The 25257-nt window shown below is 42.5% G+C and carries 28 protein-coding genes; 2 read left to right on the forward strand and 26 right to left on the reverse strand.

Translation table 11 applies throughout. The features are described from left to right. Window positions 1-103 precede the first annotated feature (103 nt). The 6 genes from K1I97_RS08310 to K1I97_RS08335 all read right to left on the reverse strand — a co-directional run bounded on the left by K1I97_RS08310 (window position 104) and on the right by K1I97_RS08335 (window position 6040). Window positions 104-1174 carry an ABC transporter substrate-binding protein gene (locus K1I97_RS08310; RefSeq protein WP_223332134.1) on the reverse strand — a complete coding sequence of 357 codons (1071 nt, stop codon included), beginning with the start codon at window positions 1172-1174 and terminating at the stop codon, window positions 104-106. Beyond that, on the reverse strand, window positions 1171-1944 hold the full coding sequence (locus tag K1I97_RS08315) for an ABC transporter permease (RefSeq protein WP_000712716.1): 774 nt from the start codon (window positions 1942-1944) through the stop codon (window positions 1171-1173). Before K1I97_RS08315 ends, K1I97_RS08310 begins: the two co-directional genes overlap by 4 nt. Beyond that, complete coding sequence (locus K1I97_RS08320; protein ID WP_223332135.1) at window positions 1941-2747, reverse strand: ABC transporter permease; 807 nt, start codon at window positions 2745-2747, stop codon at window positions 1941-1943. The genes K1I97_RS08315 and K1I97_RS08320 overlap by 4 nt, the downstream gene beginning before the upstream one ends. Then, window positions 2728-3885, reverse strand: coding sequence for an ABC transporter ATP-binding protein (locus K1I97_RS08325; protein WP_000742899.1), 1158 nt, complete (start codon window positions 3883-3885; stop codon window positions 2728-2730). The genes K1I97_RS08320 and K1I97_RS08325 overlap by 20 nt, the downstream gene beginning before the upstream one ends. A gap of 159 nt (window positions 3886-4044) precedes the next feature. Continuing rightward, on the reverse strand, window positions 4045-4950 hold the full coding sequence (gene murB, locus K1I97_RS08330) for a UDP-N-acetylmuramate dehydrogenase (protein WP_223332136.1): 906 nt from the start codon (window positions 4948-4950) through the stop codon (window positions 4045-4047). A gap of 268 nt (window positions 4951-5218) precedes the next feature. Beyond that, window positions 5219-6040 (reverse strand): AraC family transcriptional regulator, encoded by an 822-nt coding sequence (locus K1I97_RS08335; protein ID WP_125453409.1) that lies wholly within the window; start codon window positions 6038-6040, stop codon window positions 5219-5221. 99 nt (window positions 6041-6139) lie between these two features. Between K1I97_RS08335 and K1I97_RS08340 the strand changes: the two genes are divergently transcribed. Then, a complete protein-coding gene (locus K1I97_RS08340) occupies window positions 6140-7348 on the forward strand; it encodes a hypothetical protein (RefSeq protein ID WP_125453408.1) in 1209 nt (402 codons plus the stop codon). A gap of 24 nt (window positions 7349-7372) precedes the next feature. On the opposite strand, the gene K1I97_RS08345 is transcribed toward K1I97_RS08340, so the two are convergent. The 4 genes from K1I97_RS08345 to budA all read right to left on the reverse strand — a co-directional run bounded on the left by K1I97_RS08345 (window position 7373) and on the right by budA (window position 11024). After that, window positions 7373-8305 (reverse strand): LacI family DNA-binding transcriptional regulator, encoded by a 933-nt coding sequence (locus tag K1I97_RS08345; RefSeq protein WP_223332137.1) that lies wholly within the window; start codon window positions 8303-8305, stop codon window positions 7373-7375. Between the two features lie 43 nt (window positions 8306-8348). Then, window positions 8349-9161, reverse strand: coding sequence for a Cof-type HAD-IIB family hydrolase (locus tag K1I97_RS08350; protein ID WP_223332138.1), 813 nt, complete (start codon window positions 9159-9161; stop codon window positions 8349-8351). A 370-nt stretch (window positions 9162-9531) separates the two neighbouring features. Beyond that, complete coding sequence (locus tag K1I97_RS08355; RefSeq protein ID WP_125453405.1) at window positions 9532-10284, reverse strand: YhfC family intramembrane metalloprotease; 753 nt, start codon at window positions 10282-10284, stop codon at window positions 9532-9534. Window positions 10285-10292: 8 nt separating this feature from the next. Next, window positions 10293-11024 (reverse strand): acetolactate decarboxylase, encoded by a 732-nt coding sequence (budA, locus tag K1I97_RS08360; RefSeq protein WP_125453404.1) that lies wholly within the window; start codon window positions 11022-11024, stop codon window positions 10293-10295. A gap of 145 nt (window positions 11025-11169) precedes the next feature. Between budA and K1I97_RS08365 the strand changes: the two genes are divergently transcribed. Continuing rightward, window positions 11170-12441 (forward strand): aminotransferase-like domain-containing protein, encoded by a 1272-nt coding sequence (locus K1I97_RS08365; protein ID WP_223332139.1) that lies wholly within the window; start codon window positions 11170-11172, stop codon window positions 12439-12441. A gap of 19 nt (window positions 12442-12460) precedes the next feature. Here the strand turns inward: K1I97_RS08365 and K1I97_RS08370 are convergent, their stop codons facing one another. From K1I97_RS08370 to K1I97_RS08445, 16 genes are all read right to left on the reverse strand, one after another. Next, the gene (locus tag K1I97_RS08370) at window positions 12461-13276 is read right to left on the reverse strand and encodes an ABC transporter substrate-binding protein (RefSeq protein ID WP_223332140.1); all 816 of its coding nucleotides are present in this window, start codon (window positions 13274-13276) and stop codon (window positions 12461-12463) included. Between the two features lie 157 nt (window positions 13277-13433). Then, complete coding sequence (gene phoU / locus K1I97_RS08375; protein ID WP_223332141.1) at window positions 13434-14087, reverse strand: phosphate signaling complex protein PhoU; 654 nt, start codon at window positions 14085-14087, stop codon at window positions 13434-13436. 11 nt (window positions 14088-14098) lie between these two features. Then, on the reverse strand, window positions 14099-14857 hold the full coding sequence (pstB, locus tag K1I97_RS08380; protein ID WP_223332142.1) for a phosphate ABC transporter ATP-binding protein PstB: 759 nt from the start codon (window positions 14855-14857) through the stop codon (window positions 14099-14101). A gap of 12 nt (window positions 14858-14869) precedes the next feature. Beyond that, window positions 14870-15673, reverse strand: a complete 804-nt coding sequence (gene pstB / locus K1I97_RS08385; RefSeq protein ID WP_000049851.1) for a phosphate ABC transporter ATP-binding protein PstB — start codon at window positions 15671-15673, stop codon at window positions 14870-14872. A gap of 10 nt (window positions 15674-15683) precedes the next feature. Next, window positions 15684-16568 (reverse strand): phosphate ABC transporter permease PstA, encoded by an 885-nt coding sequence (gene pstA / locus K1I97_RS08390; RefSeq protein WP_000543055.1) that lies wholly within the window; start codon window positions 16566-16568, stop codon window positions 15684-15686. Continuing rightward, the gene (gene pstC, locus K1I97_RS08395; RefSeq protein ID WP_001070951.1) at window positions 16558-17475 is read right to left on the reverse strand and encodes a phosphate ABC transporter permease subunit PstC; all 918 of its coding nucleotides are present in this window, start codon (window positions 17473-17475) and stop codon (window positions 16558-16560) included. The genes pstA and pstC overlap by 11 nt, the downstream gene beginning before the upstream one ends. Then, window positions 17475-18353: a phosphate ABC transporter substrate-binding protein PstS gene (locus K1I97_RS08400; protein ID WP_223332143.1), complete on the reverse strand. Its 879-nt coding sequence runs from the start codon at window positions 18351-18353 to the stop codon at window positions 17475-17477. Before K1I97_RS08400 ends, pstC begins: the two co-directional genes overlap by 1 nt. Before the next feature lie 210 nt (window positions 18354-18563). Further along, entirely contained in the window at window positions 18564-19868 is a 1305-nt protein-coding gene (locus K1I97_RS08405; RefSeq protein ID WP_223332144.1) for an RsmF rRNA methyltransferase first C-terminal domain-containing protein, read from the reverse strand. Next, a complete protein-coding gene (locus K1I97_RS08410; protein ID WP_223332145.1) occupies window positions 19823-20641 on the reverse strand; it encodes an inositol monophosphatase family protein in 819 nt (272 codons plus the stop codon). Before K1I97_RS08410 ends, K1I97_RS08405 begins: the two co-directional genes overlap by 46 nt. Continuing rightward, window positions 20631-20909, reverse strand: coding sequence for a UPF0223 family protein (locus K1I97_RS08415; RefSeq protein ID WP_084948866.1), 279 nt, complete (start codon window positions 20907-20909; stop codon window positions 20631-20633). Before K1I97_RS08415 ends, K1I97_RS08410 begins: the two co-directional genes overlap by 11 nt. After that, a complete protein-coding gene (locus tag K1I97_RS08420) occupies window positions 20910-21311 on the reverse strand; it encodes a Spx/MgsR family RNA polymerase-binding regulatory protein (RefSeq protein WP_004246303.1) in 402 nt (133 codons plus the stop codon). Between the two features lie 197 nt (window positions 21312-21508). Beyond that, window positions 21509-22129 carry a TIGR01906 family membrane protein gene (locus tag K1I97_RS08425; protein ID WP_223332146.1) on the reverse strand — a complete coding sequence of 207 codons (621 nt, stop codon included), beginning with the start codon at window positions 22127-22129 and terminating at the stop codon, window positions 21509-21511. Continuing rightward, a complete protein-coding gene (locus K1I97_RS08430; protein WP_223332147.1) occupies window positions 22119-22892 on the reverse strand; it encodes a TIGR01457 family HAD-type hydrolase in 774 nt (257 codons plus the stop codon). The genes K1I97_RS08425 and K1I97_RS08430 overlap by 11 nt, the downstream gene beginning before the upstream one ends. Window positions 22893-22902: 10 nt before the next feature. Beyond that, window positions 22903-23640 (reverse strand): acyl-[acyl-carrier-protein] thioesterase, encoded by a 738-nt coding sequence (locus K1I97_RS08435; protein WP_223332148.1) that lies wholly within the window; start codon window positions 23638-23640, stop codon window positions 22903-22905. A 4-nt stretch (window positions 23641-23644) separates the two neighbouring features. Then, window positions 23645-24775, reverse strand: coding sequence for a radical SAM family heme chaperone HemW (gene hemW, locus K1I97_RS08440; RefSeq protein WP_223332149.1), 1131 nt, complete (start codon window positions 24773-24775; stop codon window positions 23645-23647). Window positions 24776-24848: 73 nt separating this feature from the next. Further along, window positions 24849-25247 (reverse strand): YtxH domain-containing protein, encoded by a 399-nt coding sequence (locus K1I97_RS08445; protein ID WP_223332150.1) that lies wholly within the window; start codon window positions 25245-25247, stop codon window positions 24849-24851. Between the last annotated feature and the right edge of the window lie 10 nt (window positions 25248-25257).

Consider the following 25257-nt stretch of genomic DNA (forward strand, 5'->3'; position numbering starts at 1 on the left):
CTCTCAACATCAAAAAAGAAAGGACGAATTTCGTCCTTTCTCGATCTTAGCTGACTTCAACCCACTACAGTTGACAAAGAGCCTTTTTCTTCATTCTCTCTTGTTACTTCCGATACATTTTAAACTGTAGGAAGAGGTCACTATATTTTCCTGTCCATTTATGGTCAAACTTCTCATAAACTTCTAGGTGTTTCATGGTATCAGCGTCTGGATAGAAGGATTTGTCCTCACGAGTCTCCTCTGGGAGCATTTCCTTGGCTGGTAGGTTTGGGGTTGAATAGCCCACATACTCGGCATTTTTCAGAGCATTTTCGGGTTTCAACATAAAGTTGATAAAGGCATAGGCTGCATCTTGGTTTTTCACGGTTTTTGGAATGACCATGTTATCAAACCAGAGATTGCTGGCCTCAGTCGGAACGACATATTTGAGGTTAGGATTTTTCTCCAACATCTGGCTGGCTTCTCCTGAGAAGGTCACACCGATGGCCGCGTTGTTCTGAATCATGTAACCCTTCATCTCGTCCGCCACAATAGCCTTGATATTTGGAGTCAGTTTGTAGAGTTTGTCTACCGTTTCTTCCAGCTGCTGAGGATCCTTGGAGTTGAGGCTGTAACCAAGTGAGTTAAGCCCGAGTCCCAGAACCTCACGCGCCCCATCAAAGAGCATGATGGAATCCTTGTATTCTGGCTTCCAGAGGTCATCCCAATGCTCAGGCGCCTCCTCTACCATGTTTTCATTGTAGACAATTCCCAAGGTCCCCCAGAAGTATGGAATGGAGAATTTATTTCCCGGGTCAAAAGACTGGTTGAGGAACTCAGGTCCGATATTTTCGATTCCTTCAATTTTTGAATAATCAAGAGGAACCAAGAGGTCTTCGTCCTTCATCTTGTTAATCATGTATTCACTTGGGATGGCAATATCATAGGTTGTTCCACCCTGCTTGATTTTCGTGTACATGGCTTCGTTAGAGTCAAAGGTCTCGTACTGAACTTGGATTCCCGTTTCTTCTGTAAATTTCTCCAAGAGTTCGGGATCAATGTAGTCTCCCCAGTTGTAAATAACCAGTTTTTGACTATCTCGACTGTTGATTTTACTATCTAGATGGTGGGCAATCCCCCACAAGACAAGGATAATCGCCGCAATTCCTGCTAAAAATGAATAGAGTTTTTTCATGCTTGCTCCTCCTTCTCACGTGAGATAAAGTAATAACCTACAACCAGGATAATACTAAAGAGAAAGACAAGGGCAGACAGGGCATTGATTTCTAGCGAAATTCCCTTACGAGCACGAGAGTATATCTCAACCGAGAGGGTCGAAAAGCCATTTCCCGTCACAAAGAAGGTCACGGCAAAATCATCCAGCGAATAGGTGAAGGCCATGAAATAACCTGCAATGATAGACGGAGTCAGGTAAGGAAGCATGATTTCCTTAAACATCTGAAACTGGCTAGCACCTAGGTCATAAGCCGCATGAATCATGTCATCATTCATCTCCTTGAGACGAGGCAATACCATCAAGACCACGATAGGGATGGAAAAGGCCACGTGACTAGATAGAACCGTCAAAAATCCAAGTGAAAACTTAAGCTGTGTAAAGAGAATCAAGAAGCTGGCACCAATCATAACGTCAGGCGCAACCATGAGGATATTATTGAGTGATAAAAAGGCTTCTTGGTATTTCTTACGAGACTGATAGATATAGATAGCACCAAAAGTCCCGATAATGGTCGCAATCAAGGCTGATAAAAAGGCCAAGAAAAAGGTTTGGGTGAGGATCAACATGAGACGGCCATCACCAAACATAGTTTTAAAATGGCTCAAGCTAAAGCCTGTAAAGCTGTTCATATCATCGCCAGCATTAAATGCATAGCCAATCAAGTAAAAAATTGGCAAATAAAGGATGATAAAGACAAAGGCTAGGTAGAGATTGGCAAATTTTTTCATCGTTCTCTCCTTTCCTTGGTCACCCACATGGTGATGAACATGGTCAGGATGAGGATCACGCCGATGGTAGAACCCATACCGTAGTTGTCATTGGTTAGAAAGTTCTGCTCAATAGCCGTTCCCAGCGTGATAACGCGGTTCCCACCGATCAAACGTGTCAGCATGAAGAGACTCAAGCTGGGGATAAAGACAGACTGAACCCCACTTCTCACACCGTTCATAGACAGAGGGAAGATAACATGGCGGAAGGTTTCCCACTTGGTCGCACCGAGGTCGTAGCTGGCATTGATAAGATTGTTATCCATATCATCCAAGACATTGAAAATCGGCAAAATCATAAAGGGAAGCTCGATGTAGCTTGCGACAAAGATAAAGGAGAAATCCGTAAAGAGCAACTGTTGCGAACCGATTCCGATAAATTCCAAGAATTGGTTAATAGAGCCATTTTGACCAAAAATCCCGATAAAGGCATAGGCCTTGAGGAGCAGGTTAATCCAGGTTGGCAAGATAATCAGCATGAGCCAGAGTTGACGGTGCTTGAGACGGGTCAAAAAGAGGGCTGTTGGATAGCTGATAAGAAGGGTCACCATGGTCACAATTCCCGCATAGAGCACTGAGTTGAAACTCATTTTGAGATAGGTCAAGTTTTGTGACGCAAAGTAGGATTTGTAGTTTTCTAAACTAAACTGGCCTTCAATGTTGAAAAAGGATTGACCGAAAATCAAGACCAAGGGTGTGAGGACAAAGAGGGCAATCCAAAGCAAGTAGGGCACTACAAAGAGTTTAGAGGTTGTTTTCTTCATCTCTTTCCTCCTCGATCGCGTTAATCAGACCTGCTTCTTGCTCTTCGATTTCTACGTACTCCTCGATACGAGCATCGAACTCTTCTTCGGTTTCGTTGAGACGCATGATGTGGATATCTTCTGGTTCAAAGTCCAGACCGATTTCCTCGCCAACGATGGCCTTACGAGTCGAGTGGATCATCCATTCATTTCCGAGCTCGTCATAGGCGATTATCTCGTAATGAACCCCACGGAAAAGCTGGGTATCAACTTTAACTTGGAGCTTGCCTTCTTCAGGAAGGGTAATGCGCAAGTCCTCTGGACGAATGACAATCTCGACAGGCTCATTTGGCTTCATCCCACCATCGACCGCTTCAAAGCGTTTGCCGTTAAACTCGACCAAGTAGTCCTCAATCATGGTTCCTGGCAAGATGTTGGACTCACCGATAAAGGTGGCAACAAAATGGTTGATTGGCTCATCGTAGATGTCCACAGGCGTTCCTGACTGGACAATCTCGCCATCGTTCATAACGAAAATCCAGTCACTCATAGCCAAGGCTTCCTCCTGATCGTGAGTGACAAAGACAAAGGTAATCCCCAATCGTTGTTGTAATTCACGCAGTTCATACTGCATGTCTGTTCGCAATTTCAAGTCCAGCGCTGACAAGGGCTCATCCAACAAGACCACACGGGGCTGGTTGATAATGGCACGGGCAATGGCCACACGCTGACGTTGTCCTCCAGAAAGTTTGCGGATGGAACGTTTTTCATAACCTTCCAACTGAACCATCTTGAGAACTTCTGCTACGCGTTGTTCGATTTCTTTCTTGTCAATCTTACGCAAGCGAAGCGGAAAGGCAACATTTTCAAACACATTCATATGTGGAAACAAGGCATAGGATTGGAAGACCGTGTGGACATCTCGCTTGTTGGTTGGAATGTCGTTGATCCGTACCCCATCCAGTAAAATATCTCCTGTCGTCGCATCCAGCAAACCTGCAATGATGTTTAGGATGGTTGATTTTCCTGAACCAGATGCGCCCAAAAGAGTGTAGAACTTTCCTTCTTCCAACTCAAAGTTGATGTCTTTGAGAACCTTGGTGTTGCTGTCTTCAAAAACTTTAGAGACGTTTTTGAATTCGATAATTGGTTTTTTCAATTGGCATAAATTCCTTCTTTTTCATAAATTAACAGATCAGGGCTCTGTCAAGCCGCTACTACCTCGTGTAGGAGATTAAACTGCCTACATATATCTTCACTAACGATAGGCTTTCACCCCCTTTACAATGGTTATAGCAGCAACTTTTCTACCCTAACCTTATTCCTTCTCACCCAAGATTCGGACCTCTCTTTCAAGAGTAACACCTGAGTGTTCCTTGACTTTTTCAATAACAGATTGGATCAAGTCTTCATAGTCTTTGGCCGTTCCGTCAGCAACATTGATCATGAAACCAGCGTGCTTTTCAGATACTTCAACACCGCCGATACGATAGCCTTTCAATCCAGCCTCTGAGATCAACTGACCTGCAAAATGCCCAACTGGACGCTTAAAAACTGACCCACATGATGGGTATTCTAATGGTTGTTTGAGTTCACGTAGGTGCGTCAAGCGGTCCATTTCTTGCTTGATAACCTGATGATTCCCTGGAGATAGGGCAAATTTAGCTGACAAAACAACAGCCCCAGAATCCTGAATAGCTGAATGACGGTAACCAAAAGCCAAGTCCTTGACTGACAAGGTCTCGATTTCCCCTTCCTTGGTCAAAATTTGACAAGACTGCAAGATATGGGCAATCTCTCCTCCATAGGCACCTGCATTCATAAAGACAGCTCCACCGATACTTCCAGGAATGCCACAAGCAAACTCAAAACCAGTCAAACTATGACGAAGGGCAATACGTGTCGTTTCAATCAAATTAGCACCAGCTTCTGCTTCGATGGTATAGCCATCAACTGAAACGTTATTAAACTTATCACACAAGATGACAAAACCACGGATTCCACCTTCACGAACAATAATATTGCTGGCATTCCCAAGCACCATCCAGGGAATATTCTCTTGATTGGCAAATTGGACGACACGAGCCATCTCATAGCGATTGCGTGGCAAAACCAGATAATCCGCTCGACCTCCAACCTTGGTATAGGTATAGGTCTTCAAAGGTTCCTTAAAACGAATATCGATTCCTTCTAGGATTTCAAGTATTTTTTCTTTTACTGACATGTCACTCATCCTTTTTCAAAATTCATTCCATTATACCATTTTTAGAGACATTTGACGACCTCAAAATGACTATTGATAATTCAACTCATGTTTTTCAAATGATGGATACGGTTGTCAACGTGAATAGGAGACAATAGAAAACACCCCAAAAGTTAGTTGAATGACATCTAACTTTCAGGATGCTGTTTTGAAAATTTTTTTATATTGAATCTATCTGCACTTGAAGCAATCAATAAGACCCTTCTAAAATCGAATGCCGAAATGGATGCTAATCGGATGGAGGATTTTTCCAGCTTTGGCGGTAAAATTTAGGACTCACAGAAAAAAAGTTCTTAAAGGCTTTTGAAAAGACTAGTTGGTCCTGATAGCCGACTTCCAAAGTAATTTCTTTTATAGATAGATCAGTGTCAGTTAAGAGTGTTCTTGCCTTTAGTAGCCGTGTTTCAAGGAGAAATTGTTGAGGAGATTTATGGTAAAGTTTCTTAAACTGACGAAACAAGGTGCTACGACTGAGTCCGACCTGGGATGCCAAGTCTTGAATGGAGATGTCTTGTGCATACTGTTGTAGCAAAATTAGCGCAGCTTTTTCAACAGGGAGTTGAGTGACATTCAGAGGTATTTCTGCTGGAAATTCTTCCTGCAAGTAGTAAAGGAAGGTATAAATTTGCATCTGGTACCAGCTTTCTTTTTGCCTATTTTCTGCAGTTTTGTGACAGATGTCTTGAATGATTTCTCTGCTTTGAAAAAGACTATCGAAATGGCAAACAGACTCATAAAAAACTTGTGTGTGTTGGAGATAGTCGCTTAATTTATCTCCAGAAAACCCCAGCCAGTAGGTGGTCCAAGGATCTTCTTGATTTGCCCAATAACGCACTTTTTGGCCTTTTCTTAGGATAAAACCATCATTTTTCTCCAAAGAGTAAGTCTGCCCATCAACTTGCAGGTAGCCTTTCCCCTCATAAATCCAGTGGATGACAAAATCCTGAAAAACAGTATAGTCATAAAACGGAAAACTAGAATAATCATCAATCCCACATTCTTCAAGGTAGAATTCCTTAGATGTTTCTTTAAAATAGTGCCATAGTTTCATAAATGCTTTCTCCTTGCAACATAAGTGCATATTTCTTCATCATGAACTCCTAGAAAAGGAACAAACTCTAGTTTATAATGAGGCAAGAAAGGAGAACAAATGAAAAAAACGTATCAATCTAGTATGGTAGGGCTCAACCTCGGTAATCAAATTGTTTCTATCACCATAACAGGGGACTTCATGATTCTTTTTATGAGTCAGATTTTAAGTTTTAGTGATTTGCAAAATAGCTGGCTTATCACAATGCTACCAATTATAGCCCTTGTCCGCATTCCCTTGTCTTATCTGATGCGGAGGAAAAATCTCCTTGACCTGATGCGGTGGAGTATACTGTCTAAGCTGTGTTTGCTAGGGATATTAGTAGTGATTCCCTACGAAAGTGTGACTTTTTCTATCTATGCTCTTTTTCTGGTTCTATATCAGATAGCCGTGGAGCTGGGCTTTGGTCTGGCTTGGAATCCCTTAATATTATTATTAACAGAAGAGAAAGTCCGCGCAAAATTTCTCAGTTACTTAGGTTTGTTTCAGCTGGTCACGAGCTTTTATACCCTTCTTATTTCCTTTTTCATTGGAAAAGAGCTGACTGCACTTCATTATCGTTGGTTACTGGTGATTGCTCTTGCTAGTCTGTTCATGCAGTTTATCCTTTTGAAACAGTTACAAACAGACTATAGCTTGTTTCAAAATCATCAAGTAACAAGGCAGATGGACTGGCAGGTTTTGAAAAAACAGCTCTGGCACCATGTCCGTATCCTACTTTTGGATAGTTTGATTTTATATGTAACCTTAACGATGAATGTCCTCTATATGGTACAGGTATTGCACCTCTCCGCCAACCTCATGTCTCTATATTCGAGTATGAGTTTGCTGGGGAACGTCCTAGCCTTTGCTCTTGCAGGTCCTTGTTTTGAAAAAAGACGTTCTCTGTTTTTCACACTCTTACTGTTGGTAACGGGATGCGAGATTCTTTTGATCTTCTTTCTTCCGCATGATGCTGTAACCTATACAATCTTTTGGAGCATAGGTTGGGGGTTATTAAATGGGGCTGTGGGAGCTCTATGGGGACTCTACATTTCTCTAGTCAAACACCAGGCAGCAAGTCCTAGCCCCTTTACAATTTGGAATATTTATCAGGGGATTGCCTATCTTGTTAGTGTACTTGTCTTTTATCTCTCTGGTAACTTGGTGCACCTAGCTAGTTCCAGCTCAGGGCTGGATCCGTATCGTCTGGTCTTGATTGTCTGCCTAAGCATCTGCATCCTGGTTTGTTTACGGATGCTGTATAGAAGAAAAATAGATCTCAAGTGACGATTGTCGCTTGAGCCTATTTTATCATCGTATGATAAACTCCGATTGTAGGATAATGGTCCGTTTTTCGTCAGAGAGAGCTTGCTTGAAGCTTTCCTGACCGAGTTGGTAGGATTTGTTATCAATGGTAGGAATCCCCAGTACCTCTCCTGTCAGTTGCTTTTCTTGGCCAATCAGCAAAGGTAATTCAAGATTTTTCTCCTGATAATAGCGAACCACACCAGTTGCCACATCATCTCCGTTGCTGAAAATACAGTCTAAATCTTGCTCTAGTAGGCTATCCCCTTGCTCATAAGCATCCTCTCCCGTGGAAATGCCATCCAAAATCAGAGGTTCTGTTTTTTCACCAAAAACTTCCTTGTAGGCTTCCATAGTGAGACGGTAGGTGGAACTTTTTAGGTCTTTTCGGGTAAATAGCAGAGCAATTCTACTTTTTCCCTGGTCTTTAATCCAGTTAAAGGCTATCTTGCAAGCATGGGTGCGGCTCACATAAACGCTACTCAGATTGGGGTCCTGCACTTCTTCACAGCAGACAATATTGCCATACTTAGCGTAGGAAGCAATGGTTTCTAAGTCTACACTGCGAGAGGTGAAAATAAGACTGTCAAAGGCCCTTCCTCGAAGCTGCTCCAGATAATATTTTTCCAAGTCTATATCATAACGAGAAGGTAGAATGAGCAAGGTATAGTTATGATCCATAGCAGCATCCAAAAGCCCGTTCAGTAACTGACTGAAATAAGGGTGCAGGGTCGTGTTGGGAATAACTACACCGACCCGACGAGTCGAACCTGAACTTAACTCCTGAGCTAGAATGTTGGGACGGTAGTCCAGTTCCTCCATGACTTGCAGGATTTTCTGACGAGCCTCCTCGGATACATGAGGATGGTTGTTGATGACGCGTGACACGCTAGAAACTGAGTAGCCACTCAGTTTGGCAATTTTTCGAATATTTGTCATTGTTTGCTTTCTATAGGAGGATTAACATCCTCCAAACACGTGATTAGTGGATTTTTTTGAGATATTTACGAATGCCGTAGCCGACACCATGTTCATCATTGCTGTGTGTTACCTTATAAGCCAGCTCTTTGATGTCAGGAAAGGCATTGCCCATTACAATTGGATAGCCCACCATCTCAAACATTGGGATATCGTTGTGCCCATCACCAAAGGCAGCGGTCTGGCTCTTATCTAAACCTTCTTTTTTGAGAATATAAGCAATACCTTTTGATTTTTTAGCAGTTTTGCTGGTAATTTCTAGATGATATTGACCAGATCGGAGAATGCTGACCTCGCCCAAGTCTAGGGCTTGCAAGTATTTCTCCAGTGCTAATAGTTCGTCATTATCTAGGGCAATCATCATTATCTTGAAGGTATTGTCCTTGGCAGCTAGAAAATCCGCCTCGTTTGTAAGTGTTGGTGCCTGACGCGTGATGTTGAACTCTAGACGAATCCCTTCATCTATTCTATCACAATACCAGTTCGTCATATCATAATAGCTGACGCTAATTTGTGGAAAATGCTGGCGCACTGCCTGTAAGATAGTTTGTGCTGTCTTTCTAGGGAGAATATCTATATGAAGGGGCTTGACCTTTCCATCCACAATCTGATAAATCAAACCACCGTTAAAACCTACTTGAGGGCCAGTCAGCTGAAGTGCTTCGATAGCCTCTCTCATTTCCATTGGAGCTCGAGCAGAAACCAGAGTCAGCGGAATCTGAGCATCGCGGATAGCCTTGCTATTCTCGCTAGAAACGCGGCCCTCAGAATTGAGAAGGGTGCCGTCCATATCTGAAAAAATACGTTTGATGGTCATAATGTTGTCCTCTTTTCTTCTTTGTCCGCTAGCGTGTGATAGGTCGGTTTAAATGCGCATTCCCAACCCTTGAAACCATTGTACATTCTGAAACGCGTTCCATGTCAAGAGGAAAATAAAAAATTTTTTAAATTTTTTTCGAGCATATATAAAGTTGATGTGGACTTGCTTGATAACGGCATCTCCTTGGCTTAATTGAAGAATTTATTAAACAAGATTTTCATTTCTTAAAAAGCTGGCTGTCCCTTGGTAAATAGGTATTAAACAGAAAGATAGGCTTGTCTTCCAGATAATACAACGGGTGGTAAATAGTAAGAAATAGACAAAAACAGAGTTAAGAGAGAACAATAAAAAGAGGTCACCCCTCTTTTTATGATTTTTTCCAAAATGTAGATTTGGTTAGCCAGATAAAGACTAAAAGTTCTACGAGAAGAATAAACTCAACTAGAAGCGGATTTGCAATCCCTCCCACTTGAGATAAGGCTGGAGCCAAGTCAAACAAGGCATGCAAACCATAGGCAGCAAGGAGGTAGATCCATTTCTTTTGACGGACACTTTGATAGACCCAGATGGAAAGACCGATTTGTAGAACCAGAGCAAGCACACGTTCAACTCCTAGTAAATAAACCTGCCATACAGAAAGAGACTGAACCGTTTCGAGTGTAGACTTTGGAAGGAGATTGGCTACATCAGTATTTGAAGACTGGATGAGTGAAAAGAGAATCAAAAGACTGATCAAGCTTCCCATTCCGAGATAGAGCATCTCCAAGCCCCCATGTCCCAAGCCATAAGCCAAAGCATCCCTATCTTCTAGACTTCTCTTTTTCTCCAACCATTTAAAAAAGACAAGGCGAGCAGTTTCCTCAAAGAGGGCTGCCATGGCAATCGCGTAAAGAACGTATAGGAAGGGTTGCTCATTCATGAGCGGAATGGTTCCATCTTTTTGCGGATGGAGTACCAGAAGATGAACAATCTTCTCTAACACTTGAGAAGAAACAAAAAATGCGATTGCCCCCAAGCCCATCACTGCAAGAGAGATCTGAAACCGTTTTTTGGCATACCAAGTTCCACTTACTAGAATGAGAACCAAAGCGATCATGGTGAGGATAATATGTACTGTCATTTTTTCTCCTATTCTGACTTATCAATATCTTTCTTCATCTCGTCAACGTTAAATTTGGCAAATAAATACTGGCGATCTTGGACTGGAAAACGTTGGTCCAACTGGTCGACTGCCCCAACCTCGATCATTCCTTCTTTGATAACAAAGTCCATCACATGCCCACCAAAGGTCAAATCATCTGAGATAAAATGCAAATGGTAGCCTGCAACACTCACTCCATGGAAAATCTCCGGTGTCCAAAATCCAACAATGGTTCCTGATATATTCTCACGGCTATATTCAGGTTGGTGAGTCGCCACATCAGCAAACTTGGTATCAGGTGTGGATTTGGGAATCATCCGTACATGCATTTGTGAAAATTCGCCATGAATCTTAATGGAACGAAAGAGATTCTCCCCATCATAGTAGGACTCAATTCGCTTTTCCAATTCCTTATCTGTCATCTCAAAACGCTGACGGAAAATCACTTCTGCCTGATGGGGAACCACTGCCGCATAAGGGATAAGGGCATCGGGTGCGACTTCTACAATTTCAGGTTGCTCCCCTGAACCTTTGGCTTGATAAGCCTTGCCATCAAGGACAATCAACTCCCCATCAATCGAATCAAGGGTTCCCAAGCCGAGGTCACCATGTTCTAGCAATTCTCCCACTGTCATGGTTCCACCATAGAGACCTGCCATTAGGGCACCTAGAGTATTGTATTGAAATAATTTAACCGGTTCCTGCACTTTTCTATCCATTCTCTTTCTTATCTTCTTTTCAATGAATCATCATACTTTCTAAGTATACCACATTTGCTCCTAGTTGTGAAAGGAAGAAATGCTTTTCCCATTGCAAAGGAGTCAAAAAAAAGGTACAATGTAACAAAATCAACGGAGGTCTGGAATGAAGAAAGAAAGTAAATACCAAGCAGTCGTTTCCTTTCTAAAAAAGGGGATTGAATCAGGAAAATTCCCAACAGGTAGCCGGCTACCCTCCATCCGTCAACTGAGCCAAGACTTCCACTGTAGCAAGGACACTATCCAACGAGCCCTGCTGGAATTACGCCATGAACAATACCTCTATGCCAAACCCCAAAGTGGCTACTATGTTCTGGAACAAGGACAACACCAAGACTTGGAAATCGAAGTCACTGACGAACATGCCAGTGCTTATGACGACTTCAGACTCTGCGTCAACGAAACCCTGATAGGCCGAGAAAACTACCTCTTCAACTACTATGACAACCAAGAAGGCCTTGAGGAACTCAGACAATCTGTCCATCAACTCCTCTTTGACCAGGCTCTCTACTGCAAACCCGACCAACTGGTTCTAACTTCTGGCACCCAACAAGCTCTCTTTATCCTTTCTCAGATTGACTTTCCGAGCCAGGGAGCTGACATTTTGGTCGAACAGCCGACCTATCACCGGATGAACCGCCTCTTGGTCGCTCAGGGATTGGCCTACCAGACCATTGAACGCCGTATTGATGGCATTGACCTTGAAGAACTGGAAAAACAATTCAAATCTGGGAAAATCAAGTTTTTCTATACCATTCCTCGCTTCCACTATCCCCTAGGTCATTCCTATTCTGATCAGGAAAAAAGGGCTATTCTGGATCTAGCAAACCAGTATGGTGTTTATATCGTAGAGGATGACTATCTAGGGGACCTAGATCCTAGAAAGGGCCAAACCTTCCACTATCTGGATACTGAGGATCGGGTTATTTATATCAAGTCCTTCTCAACCAGTCTCTTTCCAGCCCTTCGTATTACCGCTCTCATTCTCCCAAATGCCCTAAAAGATGCCTTTGTTTCCTACAAAAATATCCTGGACTATGACAGCAATCTCATCATGCAAAAGGCCCTCTCTCTTTACATCGATAGTCAGTTATTTGAAAAAAATCGACTGGCTCGACTGACCCTTCAAGAGAACTATCAGGCTCGGATAAAGAAAGTGCTTGAAGAAAACACCTGTCCCTTGCCCCACTATCCTCTACACGATGGCCTTCTGCTTGATTTGAGAAACTATCCTAAAATTGCCAGTTTGAAACACAGCTCACTCAAACTAGACTTTTTTGAGAAGGCTTATTTGGACGCCTGCCCTTATCAGTTTGCCAAAGTCACTCTTGAGAATCTAGAAGAGCTATTAGAATACATAAAAGCAGAATTGGATTAAAGTCCAACTCTGCTTTTTCTTATTGTTCAACTTCTGTTAGTTTCGCTGCCTTTTCAAGATAAGTTTGATAGGTTCCGTCATCTTTCAGTTTTTGGATAACCTTATCGACTACCGCTTTCAAGTCTGATTGATCCTTCTTGATAGCAACGGCATTGGTTTCACCATCTTTCATTGTCAAAGTAGCTGTCGCAACGACAAGGTCTGCGTTTTTACCTGCGTAACTAAGAGCAACTGGTTCATCCATATGAACAGCATCCACTTTTCCAGCCTGCAATTCATTGACGGCTTCCCCCATATTGGTCAAGGATGTCAACTGCGCATTTGGCAATTGTTCCTTTACCATGGTTTCTGGCACAGTTCCCTTTTGAGCTGCGATATTGGCACTTGCAAGGCTTGAAAGATCCTTGTATTTGTCTAAATCGGCTTTTCTAACCAAGAAGCTCATTTTGTTTTCATAGTAAGGGATTGAAAAGTCAAAGACTTCCTTTCTCTCATCTGTAGCACTAATACCTGCAATGGCCAAGTCAGCCTTTCCAGTCTGAAGACTGGTCAAGACATTGTCAAAACTCATGCTAGAGATTTCAAGTTTAACCCCGAGCTCATCTGCAATTGCTTGAGCCATATCAATATCTGCACCAACCACTTGGTTTTTACCATCTACCAAGGCTTGGAATTCAAACGGTGCATAGTCTGGACTGGTCGCAACGACTAGCTTTCCTTTTTGTTTGATAGCCTCCACAGCAGACTGGAAACTATCCGTTCCTGACTGGCAAGCTACTAAAATCATGCTGGCAAGCATACTACACACAACTAATATCCATTTCTTAAATTTCATAAATAAACGACCTTTCTGTTAATTCTGAATAATTATAACTCTTTTAAAAATAGTTGTCAACCCTTTTAGAGATTTTGATTGTAAAACAATTCTTTTCATAAAAAAGAAGACTGATTTATTTTAATCAGCCTTTTCTTCTGTATATTTAAACCGTTTCTTATAGTTCGACAATCTTACCTGTTTCAAAGTAAACAACCCATTCACAGATATTTTTTGCGTAGTCTCCGATACGTTCCAAGAAAGAAATGACCTGGAAGTAATCACGGCCTGTAACGATAGCTTCAGGATTTTTCCTAATTTCTTCTGTAGCCAAATCACGGATGCTATCAAAGTAATGGTTGATTTTTTCATCCATAGCCGCTACTTCGTAGGCTTGATCCACAGAACCGTTGAGATAGAGATCTAGAGCTGCTTCGACGAAGTTTTTCACATCGCGCCCCATCTTTTTGATTTCTTCTTCAACGGCAGGGATACGTTGCTCCCCTTTCATACGAATAGTCGCTTTTGCAATTGACACCGCATGATCTCCCATGCGTTCCAAGTCTGATACCGCCTTGAGAACGGTCAAGACAGTACGAAGGTCTTGCGAAACAGGTTGTTGGAGGGCAATCATTTCGAATGATTTCTTTTCCAACTTCACTTCGTATTCATTTATCTCTGCATCTTCCTCAATAACTTCTTTTGCCAAATCACGGTCATGCGTGACAAAGGCACGTACTGTACGATTGATCTGTGAGAGCACTTCTTGTCCCATGGCGTAGAACTGGTTGTGCAATTTCTCCAAATCTTCTTCAAATTGTGATCGTAACATCATTCAACTCCTTATCCAAATTTTCCTGTAATATAATCTTCTGTTTCCTTGTTTTGTGGGTCTAGGAACATCTTCTTCGTATCGTTAAACTCGATCAAATCCCCATCTAGGAAAAATCCTGTTTTATCAGAGATACGTGAGGCCTGTTGCATCGAACGCGTTACCAAGAGCATGGTGTACTTATCTTTCAGACCATACAAGGTTTCTTCAATCTTACCTGCAGAAATAGGATCCAAAGCTGAAGTTGGTTCATCTAAGAGGATAATTTTCGGACTGGTTGCTAAGACACGAGCAACACAAACACGTTGTTGTTGTCCACCTGAGAGACCAATGGCCGAATCATGCAAACGATCCTTTACTTCATCCCAGATAGAAGCACGTTGCAAGGCCTTTTCGACCGCTTCATCAAGGACTTGCTTGTCCTTAACCCCATTGATACGTAGCCCATAGACAACATTTTCGTAGATAGACATAGGGAAGGGATTAGGCTGTTGAAAGACCATCCCGATTTCCTTACGCAATTCAACCGTATCGGTGCGGGGACTGTAGATATTGTGACCATTATAGACTACTGATCCAGTTGTAGTCACCTCAGGATTTAAATCGCCCATGCGGTTGATAGCTTTGAGCAGGGTAGACTTTCCTGATCCAGAAGGACCAATCAAGGCCGTTATTTCCTTAGGTTGGAAAGAAAGGGAAATACTATTCAAGGCCTTCTTTTTATTGTAATAAACGGACAGGTCTGACACCTGTAAAATCGCTTCTGACATACCGTTTCCTTTCTAACCAAAGTGTCCCGTTACATAGTCATTGGTTGACTGTAACTTAGCATTTTGGAAAATATTGGATGTCTTATCATACTCAATCAAATCACCCAAGTAGAAAAATCCTGTGTAGTCACTTGCACGCGCAGCCTGCTGCATACTGTGGGTAACGATGATGATGGTAAAATCCTTCTTCAATTCCAGCATGGTTTCTTCCAGCTGGGCTGTCGCAATCGGATCCAAGGCTGAAGCAGGCTCATCCATCAAGAGGATATCTGGCTTGACAGAGATGGCACGAGCGATACAGAGACGTTGTTGCTGACCACCAGAAAGCATCAAGGCTGATTTATGGAGGTCATCTTTGACCTGATCCCATAGGGCAGCCTGTCTTAGAGAGGTTTCTACAATTTCATCAAGTACTTTCTTGTCCTTAACACCTGCACGTTCATGAGCAAAAGTGATGTTGCGATAGATAGACTTGGCAAATGGATTTGGACGTTGAAAGACCATTCCGATATGCTTGCGCATCTCATAGACATTAATTTCTGGACGATTGACGTCAATCCCTCGGTAGAGGATTTGACCTGTGACCTTGGCAATATCAATGGTATCATTCATCCGATTGAGACTGCGAAGATAAGTAGATTTCCCAGATCCAGAAGGACCAATCAAGGCTGTAATTTTATTTTTTTCAAATTGCATATCGATGCCCTTGATGGATTCATTTTTACCATAGTAAACATGTAAATCCTTGGTAGAGAGGGCCACTTTTTCTTCAGGGAAGGTGATGATATGCTTTTCATCCCAGTTATATTTTGACATGGCTTCTCCTTTAGGCAGCGGTTAATTTCTTGTGTAAATAGCTTCCGAGTTTGCGTGCTCCAAAGTTAAAAATCAAGATAAAGATGAGGAGCACGGCAGCAGAACCAGCTGATACGATGGTAGCATCAGGAATGGTTCCTTCGCTATTGACCTTCCAGATGTGGACAGCCAAGGTTTCTGCTTGACGGAAGATTGAGATAGGACTGGTAACACTGAGGATATTCCAGTTAGACCAGTCAAGTGCTGGAGCGGATTGTCCTGCCGTATAGATAAGAGCGGCGGCCTCACCAAAGATACGGCCAGATGCCAAGACAACACCCGTTACGATACCTGGAAGAGCTTCTGGAATGACGACATGGACCACAGTCTCCCAACGAGAAATTCCAAGGGCCAGACCAGCCTCACGTTGCGTATGGTGAACGTGTTTTAAACTGTCCTCAACATTTCGAGTCATCTGAGGGAGGTTAAAGACCGTCAAGGCCAAGGCGCCTGAAATGATTGAAAATCCATACTCAAACTGGACTACAAAGATCAAGTAACCAAAGAGACCCACAACAACTGATGGTAGAGAAGACAAAATCTCAATACAGGTACGAATAAAATTGGTCACAGGTCCTTTTTTGGCATACTCAGCGAGGAATACGCCAGCCCCCATAGATAGCGGAACAGAAATAATCAAGGTAATGACCAAAAGGAAGAAGGAATTGTAGAGCTGAATCCCGATACCCCCACCTGCTTGATAAGAGGAGGATTTCCCAGTCAAGAAAGACCAAGAGATATGAGGTAACCCTCTCACCAAGATATAGAGAATCAAAGATGCCAAAATGGTCACGATGATACCCGCGATGGTATAGAGGACAGCTGTTGCAAGTTTATCTAATTTCTTAGCGTGCATAGTTTTTCTTTCCTCTTTCTTTCGTAATCAATTTAATCACACTGTTAAAGGCCAAACTCATCAAGAGCAAGACTAGGGCCAGTGACCAGAGAACGTTATTATCAACCGTTCCCATGACGGTATTTCCGATACCCATAGTCAGTACAGATGTCAATGTCGCAGCTGGTGTTGTTAGCGAGGTTGGGATAACTGCTGAGTTTCCGACAACCATCTGAATAGCAAGGGCTTCACCGAAGGCACGCGCCATCCCAAAGACCACTGCAGTGAAAATACCTGAACGTGCTGCTTTCAAGGTCACACGCCAGATGGTTTGCCAACGAGTGGCTCCCATAGCTAAACTAGCTTCACGGTAATGACGAGGAACAGCACGCAAGCTGTCTGTTGTCATAAAAGTTACAGTTGGTAGGATCATGACAAAAAGAACGAAAATACCTGACAAGATCCCAAAACCAGTTCCACCAAAGACGCTACGAACAAAAGGCACCACAACTTGCAAACCGATAAATCCATAGACGACTGAAGGAATACCGACGAGAAGTTCAATGGCTGGCTGCAAAATCTTTGCCCCCTTTGGTGATACTTCTGTCATAAAGACTGCAGCACCGATAGCAAAGGGAGTTGCGATGAGGGCTGATAAAATCGTCACAATAAAGGAACCCAAAATCATTGGAAGGGCACCAAATTGTTTCCCTGAAGGATTCCAAGTTTGTCCAAAGAGGAAATCAAAGATGTTGACCCCATTGACAAAGAAGGTAGATAAGCCTTTTTGGGCTACAAAAATCAAAATCATGGCCACAATGATAACAATCAAAGAAAGGCAGGTAAAGGTCAAACCTTTACCAAACTTCTCAAGGCGAGAGTTCTTTGAAGGAGAGAGTAATTTTTTTGATAATTCTTCTTGATTCATTATTGACCTCCTTCTACTGTTGTAACGGTACCTGAAGCATCCTTTTGGACTTTCATTTCATTGATAGAGATATAGCCCATGCCCTTAACAATTCCATTTTGGGCTTCATCTGAGAGGACGAAATTCAGGAATTCAGCAGCCAACTCATTTGGCTGACCAAGTGTGTACATATGTTCATAAGACCACAAAGGCCAGTTGTTGGTCGTTACATTTTCAGATGTAGGTTCATATCCATTCAGTTTCATGCTTTTCACGGAGTCATCTACATAGGCAAAAGCCAGGTAAGAAATGGCTCCAGGCGTTTGGGATACAATCGACTTGACCATCCCGTTAGAATCCTGTTCTTGGCTCTGCATTGCCGCTTGGCCATTCATAACCACCGTATCAAACGTCGCTCGTGAACCAGAACTTGCTGCTCGGTTGATGATTGAAATGGCCAGATCTTTGCCCCCAACTTCTTTCCAGTTGGTCACTTCACCTGTAAAGATTTTGCGAAGTTGCTCGGTTGTGAGATTTTCAACATCCACTTCCTTGTTTACAATCACTGCAAGACCAGCCACTGCAACCTTGTGGTCTACTAGAGCCGAAGCATCGATTCCTTCTTTTTCCTCTGCAAAGACGTCAGAGTTCCCGATGTCAACTGCTCCAGACTGGACTTGGGATAGTCCTGTACCCGATCCACCACCTTGAACATTGACTGTTTTTCCGATGTTTCTGGAACCAAATTCATCTGCTGCCGCTTCGACAAGAGGCTGAAGAGCAGTTGAACCAACGGCTGTCATGGATTCTCCACGATCAATCCAGCTAGCACATCCTGCTAGAGAACCTGCCATCAAAAGAGCTGCAAGAGACATGACAAGCTTTTTTCTTTTTTTCACTGTTATTCTCCTTGAACATAATGATAAATGTTCTGATTTCTTCCGTTTGTCCTGATCATCCAATTATCATCAATGATTGTCCCGCTTTATTTTATCTAGACATTCTTCGGAGCGGGAAATTCCATCGTATAATATAAGTAATAATGAAAGACTATCAGAAAAAACTCATACTTCCACTATAACATAGAATAGGCTCTTTGACTAGCTTTTTCACCTGAATCTGAGCCCTTTTGGATAATAATTTTTCAAAACATTTCCCGTTACCTTGGCAAAGCCCAAACCGTTTCCTTGAACCACAACTTGGTACCAGCCATTTGGTCGAGCTTCAGATAATTGAACGGTCTCACCAGCCACATATTTTACAAAGTCCTCATCATTGATTGCGACACTTTGTTTTACTTGACTTGGTTTCAATGCTAATCCCAGAGCAAAGCTTGGTTCGAAGCGTTTCTTCTTAAAAGTACCCAGATGAAGTCCATTTCGGGCAATTTTGAGTTTCCCTAGATCAGGTAACATCTCTGGCAAGAGATAGAGTTGGTCTCCAAAAGTCTGCAAGATACCAGTTAAGGACGTTTCGAGATGTTTTTGGGCAAATTCTTGCCACAAGTTCTGCTGTTCACGACTGAGATTGGTCTTGCTGGCTTTGAATTTAGGTGCCGGATTTTCTCCCTTAAACTGCAGGTGGGCAACAAACTGGCCTTCTCCCTTGAAATGATGAGGATACATCCGCGCCGTTTCAGGAAGGCCAATTCCTGCTACCATACCGTTTAAATGCTTAACTGGAAGCAGTTCAAAATCATAAGTATCCAGCAACCAGTGGACGATTTCTTCATTTTCCTCTGGTGCCCAAGTACAGGTCGAATAGACCAAACGACCACCTTCTGCAAGCATGGTCACTGCATCTTCTAAAATTTCTCTTTGGAGACTGGCACATTGGCTAGGATAATCGGTACTCCAATAATCCATGGCATCTGGCTGCTTACGGAACATCCCTTCCCCCGAGCAAGGTGCATCAAGGACAATCACATCAAAATAACCTTTAAAGACCTTGGTCAAGCGGTCAGCAGATTCGTTGGTTACAACAACATTTGTCGCTCCAAACCGCTCCATATTTTCCACTAAAATCTTAGCTCGCTTGCTTGAAATTTCGTTGGAAACAAGGACTCCCTGATTAGCCAGATAGGCTGCCAATTGAGTGGATTTTCCACCTGGTGCTGCCGCCAAGTCCAAGACCTTCATGCCAGGAAGGGGTTGAGCTACCTGGGCCACCATTTGGGCTGCAGGTTCTTGCGAATAAACGAAACCGGTCACATGCTCTGGAGATTTCCCAGAAACCTTACCATAATACCCCCAAGGTGTATTGGGAATAGCATCTGCAAACGATAACTGACTTTCTTTTAAGGGATTGACCCGAAAAGCCGAAACTGCTTCTTGTTTAAAAGAGGCAAGAAAGTCTCTTGCCTCGTCTTCTAGTATCGCTTCATATTTTTCAACAAATCCTTCTGGAAATTGCATTTAAATTCTTTCCTTTCATAAATGTAGTACTGAATCTCTTCTTGCATCTCGATTGGCACCATCATGACAGGCTGACGCGTTTGAAAATCAACAGGCTCACCTGATACCGTAAGAAGACGATAACCCAGACTTTCCCCTAAGATACTGGCCGCAGCGTAATCCCATGGTTGCAGGTAGGTAATATAAGTCAGAAGACGCCCCGATAAAACCTTGGCAAAACTAATGGCCGCACTGCCATATACACGGACTCCCAAAGCTGCTCGCCCCAAATCCGCCAGGCCCCACTCATTGCTTTCAAACATACCTGAGTTACCAGCAACCAGGAATTCTCTGAGGGGCTTCTTTTTAAAAGGCGGTAAGGGCTCATTATTGCGGCAAGGAGGAAAAGCACCACCACCATGATAGCAATCACCTTTCATAACATCATAGATGATGCCAAATTTGCCCACACCATTCTCAAAATAAGCCAACATAACAGCAAAATCTTCCTGCTGAGCAACAAAGTTATTGGTACCGTCAATGGGATCAATCACCCAAACAGAACCTTGACCAACTCCAGCACGCAAACATCCCTCTTCCGCGCAAATCAAATCCTCAGGATAGGTGGACTTAATCCGATCAACCAAGAGTTCCTGGACCTCCTTATCTAAACGCGTCACCAAGTCTGTAGGCGAAGACTTGCGCTCAACCTGCAAATCTTCTTTCATGTGAGCCAAAATGTACTCAGCAGCTTCCTGCACAATCTGCTTGGCAAATTCAAATTTAGTTTCCAAGAGAAATCTTCCCTTCTCTTTTTTCTTTTGCTAATTGAACTGCACGATAGAAGGAATAACCGCTAGCCGTCTCAAATTCGCGACCTAAGCGTTTTTCTTCGCTTTTGCTTGGAACCACAGACTTAAATTCCTTATAGGAATCTAGCAGTTTTTTAGCTTCTACCTTGTCTTCATAGGCAGCTTCAACATCATTAAAAAAAGAAAGCACTGAAGCAAGTTCTTCAGTGCTCCACGACAAATCTAGTGGGTAACTATACTGTTTGTTCATCTATCCAATACCAGCTCTCAATGTTGCTTCTTTTAGTTCTTGTTTACGGTAGCTACGAGGGAGAAAAGCACGAATCTCATCTTCATTAAAACCGATCTGCATGCGTTTGGTATCAATAATAATTGGGCGACGCAAAAGACTAGGATATTGCTCAATCAACTGAAGCAACTCCGATACCGAAATACTCTCTACATCAATATCCAATTTTTGAAAAATTTTTGAACGAGTTGAAATGATGTCATCAGTACCATTTTCGGTCAAGGAAAGAATGTGTTGCAATTCTTTTCTTGTTAAAGGACTGGTCATAATATTGTGCTCCTCAAAAGGAACTTTATGCGTCTCTAACCAGGCCTTTGCCTTACGACATGATGTACAGCTCGGTGATAAAAATAGTGTAATCATGCTTTTCTCTTCTTTATCTATACTTTGCTATTCTTATTATACAAAAAAATAAAGCGCTTGACTAGGGATTTTTAGAAAAAAAGCCTATTTTTTCAAGAAAAACAGACTGTATGCGAACGATTTACTCAATTCCGATGAAGTTAATTCACTCCTCGTAAGAATTTTTAACTTCATCTCTGTTTTATCAATGCAACACATTAAAGTATTCTACGACTTTTCAAATAAAGGAAGCCAAAGAAACTTTCATAGAGTCCAAAGAAGAGAAGGAAAGCATGGAGGAAGAAAATCTCTGGTAAAATCCAAATAACGGGATCCTTTGCGGGATCAAAAAGCCAGGTATCATCTCCCACAAAGAGAATCTGATGGAAAAGAGTAAAGAATTGCTCAAAACCAATTAACACTCCTACAAGCCCAATGAATGGAGGTAATAGCACTAGAATCAGGATACTTTTACGATAGAGTGCTAGGAAGCCTTTTTTTACAATATTTTTAACAAAGAAATAAAAACATGGTAGTGTCACTAGGGCAACTAGCTGATCCAAGTGGAAAAGATTCTTCACCACCGCAAAGTGGTGTAAACCTGCCGCTGACGAACGAAAATCTGGCATCTCTAAGATCTGACTAAAGGGATTGGTCAGGTAATTCATCAAGATATGAAAATTGTACTGAATGGTTTCTGGCTTTAGATAGACTCGATTCGCTAAGTTCAGCCACTGAATTTCCATGGGATAGAAAACCCATGCCAGATAAATGGTTAAGAGAATAGACAGGGAGAGGAGAAAGAGCATACTTCCCCAAAAGGTCAGTTTAGTTTTCATCAAAATTCCACTCCGCAAGACTAGAAACTACATGAGTTGGTGCGATTGGCAAGTCCGCCACTTCTTCTGCTTTGGTAAAACCTGTCGTCACCAAGAGCGTTGGAATGCCATTGTCAATCCCTGCTCGGATATCTGTCAGGTAGTTGTCCCCAACCATGAGCAATTCTTCTCTTTTCAAACCTAGGTGCTCAACCGCCTTGTCCATAATGATAGCATTTGGTTTCCCGATATAAACTGGTTTTACCCGAGTTGCTACTTCAAGAAGTGTAATTAGTGAACCAGCACCTGGCAAAAGACCACGTTCCGTCGGGATATTGAGGTCAGGGTTGGTTCCGATAAAGTGAGCACCCTTTTGAATGGCTAGAGTTGCTGTCGCAAATTTTTCATAGTCGACTTGCCAGTCCAGTCCAACTACCACATAGGCTGGATTTTCCTTGTCTTCGACATAACCAGCTGCCTGAATGGCATCCTTGAGTCCAGCTTCGCCGATGACATAGACTGTCTTTTCCAGTCCTAAGTCATTCATATAGTCGATGGTTGCCAAGGTTGCTGTATAGACAGTCGATAGAGGCGTATCAATATTAAAATTCTCAGCCAACATCTCTTGAACACTCTCTGGAGTTCGGGTTGTATTGTTGGTCACAAAGAGATAGGGAATTTCTCGCTTTTGCAACTCATGGACAAAAGCCTCTCCGGCCGGAATTCGGTCTTTCCCCTTGTAAATGGTTCCGTCTAAATCAATTAAATAACCTTTATAAGCCATATCGTCCTTTCTAATTCGCTTCAATTTCTTGCCAAGTAATCATAGCTTGGGCATTTATCTCGCCATCACTGATGATCTCATGCTTGCTTTCTAGTCCATTGAGTTCATATGCTGAAGCAATCATACCACCTGGTCGCACTTCTTTGACATATTTGAGATTGATTTTCTTTGGAATATACTTGGTCAAAAAGTCTGCTCCCATGACCTCAAAAATCCAATCTAGGTATTTGCTGTTATTAACATGACCATTCATATCCAAGTCGTAAAAACGAACATGGTAATCCTTGCTGATTGGCTCGTTCAAGGACTCATACTTTGGCCCACGGATGAGTTTTTTATCAAACTCAGACTGGTAAGGAGCTACAATCTCAGGCTCGACAGCATGGACTTTTCGACTGTCTCGGTCCATAAGAACAAAGGTTGCCAACATGCGAATGATTTCTTGACCTGCTTCATCATAGATAGTGAAACGGCGGTAGCAAAAAAGACGATTGTAAGTCAATGCTTCTGTTTCAATCGTAATCTCCTCAGCAAAGCGAGGCAAGCGTACCACGTCAATCGCATAGTCTGTAATAATCCAGACCAGATTGTAGCGTTCTAGCACATCCTTATCACTAACTCCCAGCTCAATCGACTGCATACCTGATACTTGCAGGGACAGCAAAATCACATCTGGAAGTTTGATATGACCGTTCATGTCCGCCATATCAAAAGGAATTTTCATTTTCATTTGATAAGTTAAGCCCATTGTTCTACTCCAAAATAAATCGTTCTGCTACAGTGTCTCCTAAAAAGAGACCCCTCTTTGTCATTCGGACACGGTCACCGTCGATCTGCATGAGGCCTTGTTGAACCAAGTCTCTGACGATTTCGCCATAAAGTCCATCAAAGGATCGTCCGAATTTTTCCTCAAATCGTGCCATGGAAACCCCGGATTTTTTCCGGAGGCCTAGGAACATTTCTTCTTCCATCTGCTCCCTTTGACTCAGGTGTTCTTCTGTAATCCGAGCATTTCCTGCCTCTACCGCATTGAGATAGTGGCGAATCGGACCATGATTTTTATAGCGCACTCCATTGACATAACCTGAAGCACCTGCACCGATACCATAATACTCAGCATTATCCCAGTACATGAGATTGTGGCGACTTTCAAAGCCAGGTTTAGAGAAATTGGAAATCTCATAATGCTCAAAACCAGCTCGCTCAAGCTCTGCGATGATGTACTCAAACATCTCCGCTTCCAGTTCTTCCTTGGGCAGGGGCAATTTCCCTCGTCGCATGCGGTTCATAAAGACCGTATGATTTTCCAAAATCAAGCTATAAAGGCTCATATGAGGAATATCAAGCGAGATAGCCTTAGCGACATTGTCCTTGACCTGATCCATAGTTTGACCAGGTAGAGCGTAAATCAAATCGATAGAAATATTGTCAAAACCAGCCAATTTGAGGCGGTCGATATTTTCATAAATATCCTTCTCTAAATGACTGCGCCCAATCTTTTTCAGCATTTTGTCATCAAAAGTCTGCACACCTAAGGAAACACGATTAACTGGCGAATGCCTCAAAACCGCGATTTTATCCGCGTCCAAGTCTCCTGGATTGGCCTCAATCGTCAACTCTTCCAAGACAGACAAGTCTAGGTTTTTAGTCAAACCATTCAAAAGCACTTCTAGTTGCGGAGCGGACAAAGCCGTTGGCGTCCCACCTCCAATGTAGAGAGTTCGTAACTTTTGGATATCATAAGAACGAAACTCCTCTAGCAGATGCTCCAAATAACTATCTACTGGTTGATTCTTGATAAAAACTTTTGAAAAGTCACAATAATAACAAATCTGTGTGCAAAAGGGAATATGCACATAGGCGGACGTTGGTTTTTTCTGCATAGTATTTATTATACCACAAAGACAGGCTTGCAGATAAAAATCACCATCTCCAAAAACCAGAGATGGTGATACTTTATACTTCAGTAATATCGATGATGATTTCTTCTTGGTCTTCAGCAACGTCTGAAGTTGCTGACTGTTCTTGCCACTGCTCCTTGAGATTGTTAAAGGTTTCCTTTGACGCTTCCGTCGCTTGTCGAGCACAGTTTTTAGCTTGGTCAAGGACACTATCAAAAGTGATTTCACCAGATTCTACTTGTTCCTTTGTCTTCAGCACAAAGTCAGTTGCCTGTTCCTTCACTTCTGTCAATTTCTCACAGACTTGCTCTCTGGCATATTCTGGATCTTCTCTCAAATCATCTAGAAAATCCTGAGCTTGACTACAAACTTGCTTGCCCTTATCACTCATCAAAAACAAAGCAAGAGCAGCACCAGAAACCGTTCCTAAAAGGATTGAGGATAGTTTTCCCATAAGATTTCTC

The organism is Streptococcus oralis (assembly GCF_019929345.1).
Lineage (GTDB): Bacteria > Bacillota > Bacilli > Lactobacillales > Streptococcaceae > Streptococcus.

Excerpts from the sequence above, each read along its gene's own strand:
- K1I97_RS08310 (WP_223332134.1), bottom strand. The coding sequence starts at position 1,174 with ATGAAAAAACTCTATTCATTTTTAGCAGGAATTGCGGCGATTATCCTT.
- K1I97_RS08315 (WP_000712716.1), bottom strand. The coding sequence starts at position 1,944 with ATGAAAAAATTTGCCAATCTCTACCTAGCCTTTGTCTTTATCATCCTT.
- K1I97_RS08320 (WP_223332135.1), bottom strand. The coding sequence starts at position 2,747 with ATGAAGAAAACAACCTCTAAACTCTTTGTAGTGCCCTACTTGCTTTGG.
- murB (WP_223332136.1), bottom strand. The coding sequence starts at position 4,950 with ATGTCAGTAAAAGAAAAAATACTTGAAATCCTAGAAGGAATCGATATT.
- K1I97_RS08335 (WP_125453409.1), bottom strand. The coding sequence starts at position 6,040 with ATGAAACTATGGCACTATTTTAAAGAAACATCTAAGGAATTCTACCTT.
- K1I97_RS08340 (WP_125453408.1), top strand. The coding sequence starts at position 6,140 with ATGAAAAAAACGTATCAATCTAGTATGGTAGGGCTCAACCTCGGTAAT.
- K1I97_RS08345 (WP_223332137.1), bottom strand. The coding sequence starts at position 8,305 with ATGACAAATATTCGAAAAATTGCCAAACTGAGTGGCTACTCAGTTTCT.
- K1I97_RS08350 (WP_223332138.1), bottom strand. The coding sequence starts at position 9,161 with ATGACCATCAAACGTATTTTTTCAGATATGGACGGCACCCTTCTCAAT.
- K1I97_RS08355 (WP_125453405.1), bottom strand. The coding sequence starts at position 10,284 with ATGACAGTACATATTATCCTCACCATGATCGCTTTGGTTCTCATTCTA.
- budA (WP_125453404.1), bottom strand. The coding sequence starts at position 11,024 with ATGGATAGAAAAGTGCAGGAACCGGTTAAATTATTTCAATACAATACT.
- K1I97_RS08365 (WP_223332139.1), top strand. The coding sequence starts at position 11,170 with ATGAAGAAAGAAAGTAAATACCAAGCAGTCGTTTCCTTTCTAAAAAAG.
- K1I97_RS08370 (WP_223332140.1), bottom strand. The coding sequence starts at position 13,276 with ATGAAATTTAAGAAATGGATATTAGTTGTGTGTAGTATGCTTGCCAGC.
- phoU (WP_223332141.1), bottom strand. The coding sequence starts at position 14,087 with ATGTTACGATCACAATTTGAAGAAGATTTGGAGAAATTGCACAACCAG.
- pstB (WP_223332142.1), bottom strand. The coding sequence starts at position 14,857 with ATGTCAGAAGCGATTTTACAGGTGTCAGACCTGTCCGTTTATTACAAT.
- pstB (WP_000049851.1), bottom strand. The coding sequence starts at position 15,673 with ATGTCAAAATATAACTGGGATGAAAAGCATATCATCACCTTCCCTGAA.
- pstA (WP_000543055.1), bottom strand. The coding sequence starts at position 16,568 with ATGCACGCTAAGAAATTAGATAAACTTGCAACAGCTGTCCTCTATACC.
- pstC (WP_001070951.1), bottom strand. The coding sequence starts at position 17,475 with ATGAATCAAGAAGAATTATCAAAAAAATTACTCTCTCCTTCAAAGAAC.
- K1I97_RS08405 (WP_223332144.1), bottom strand. The coding sequence starts at position 19,868 with ATGCAATTTCCAGAAGGATTTGTTGAAAAATATGAAGCGATACTAGAA.
- K1I97_RS08415 (WP_084948866.1), bottom strand. The coding sequence starts at position 20,909 with ATGAACAAACAGTATAGTTACCCACTAGATTTGTCGTGGAGCACTGAA.
- K1I97_RS08420 (WP_004246303.1), bottom strand. The coding sequence starts at position 21,311 with ATGATTACACTATTTTTATCACCGAGCTGTACATCATGTCGTAAGGCA.
- K1I97_RS08425 (WP_223332146.1), bottom strand. The coding sequence starts at position 22,129 with ATGAAAACTAAACTGACCTTTTGGGGAAGTATGCTCTTTCTCCTCTCC.
- K1I97_RS08430 (WP_223332147.1), bottom strand. The coding sequence starts at position 22,892 with ATGGCTTATAAAGGTTATTTAATTGATTTAGACGGAACCATTTACAAG.
- K1I97_RS08435 (WP_223332148.1), bottom strand. The coding sequence starts at position 23,640 with ATGGGCTTAACTTATCAAATGAAAATGAAAATTCCTTTTGATATGGCG.
- hemW (WP_223332149.1), bottom strand. The coding sequence starts at position 24,775 with ATGCAGAAAAAACCAACGTCCGCCTATGTGCATATTCCCTTTTGCACA.
- K1I97_RS08445 (WP_223332150.1), bottom strand. The coding sequence starts at position 25,247 with ATGGGAAAACTATCCTCAATCCTTTTAGGAACGGTTTCTGGTGCTGCT.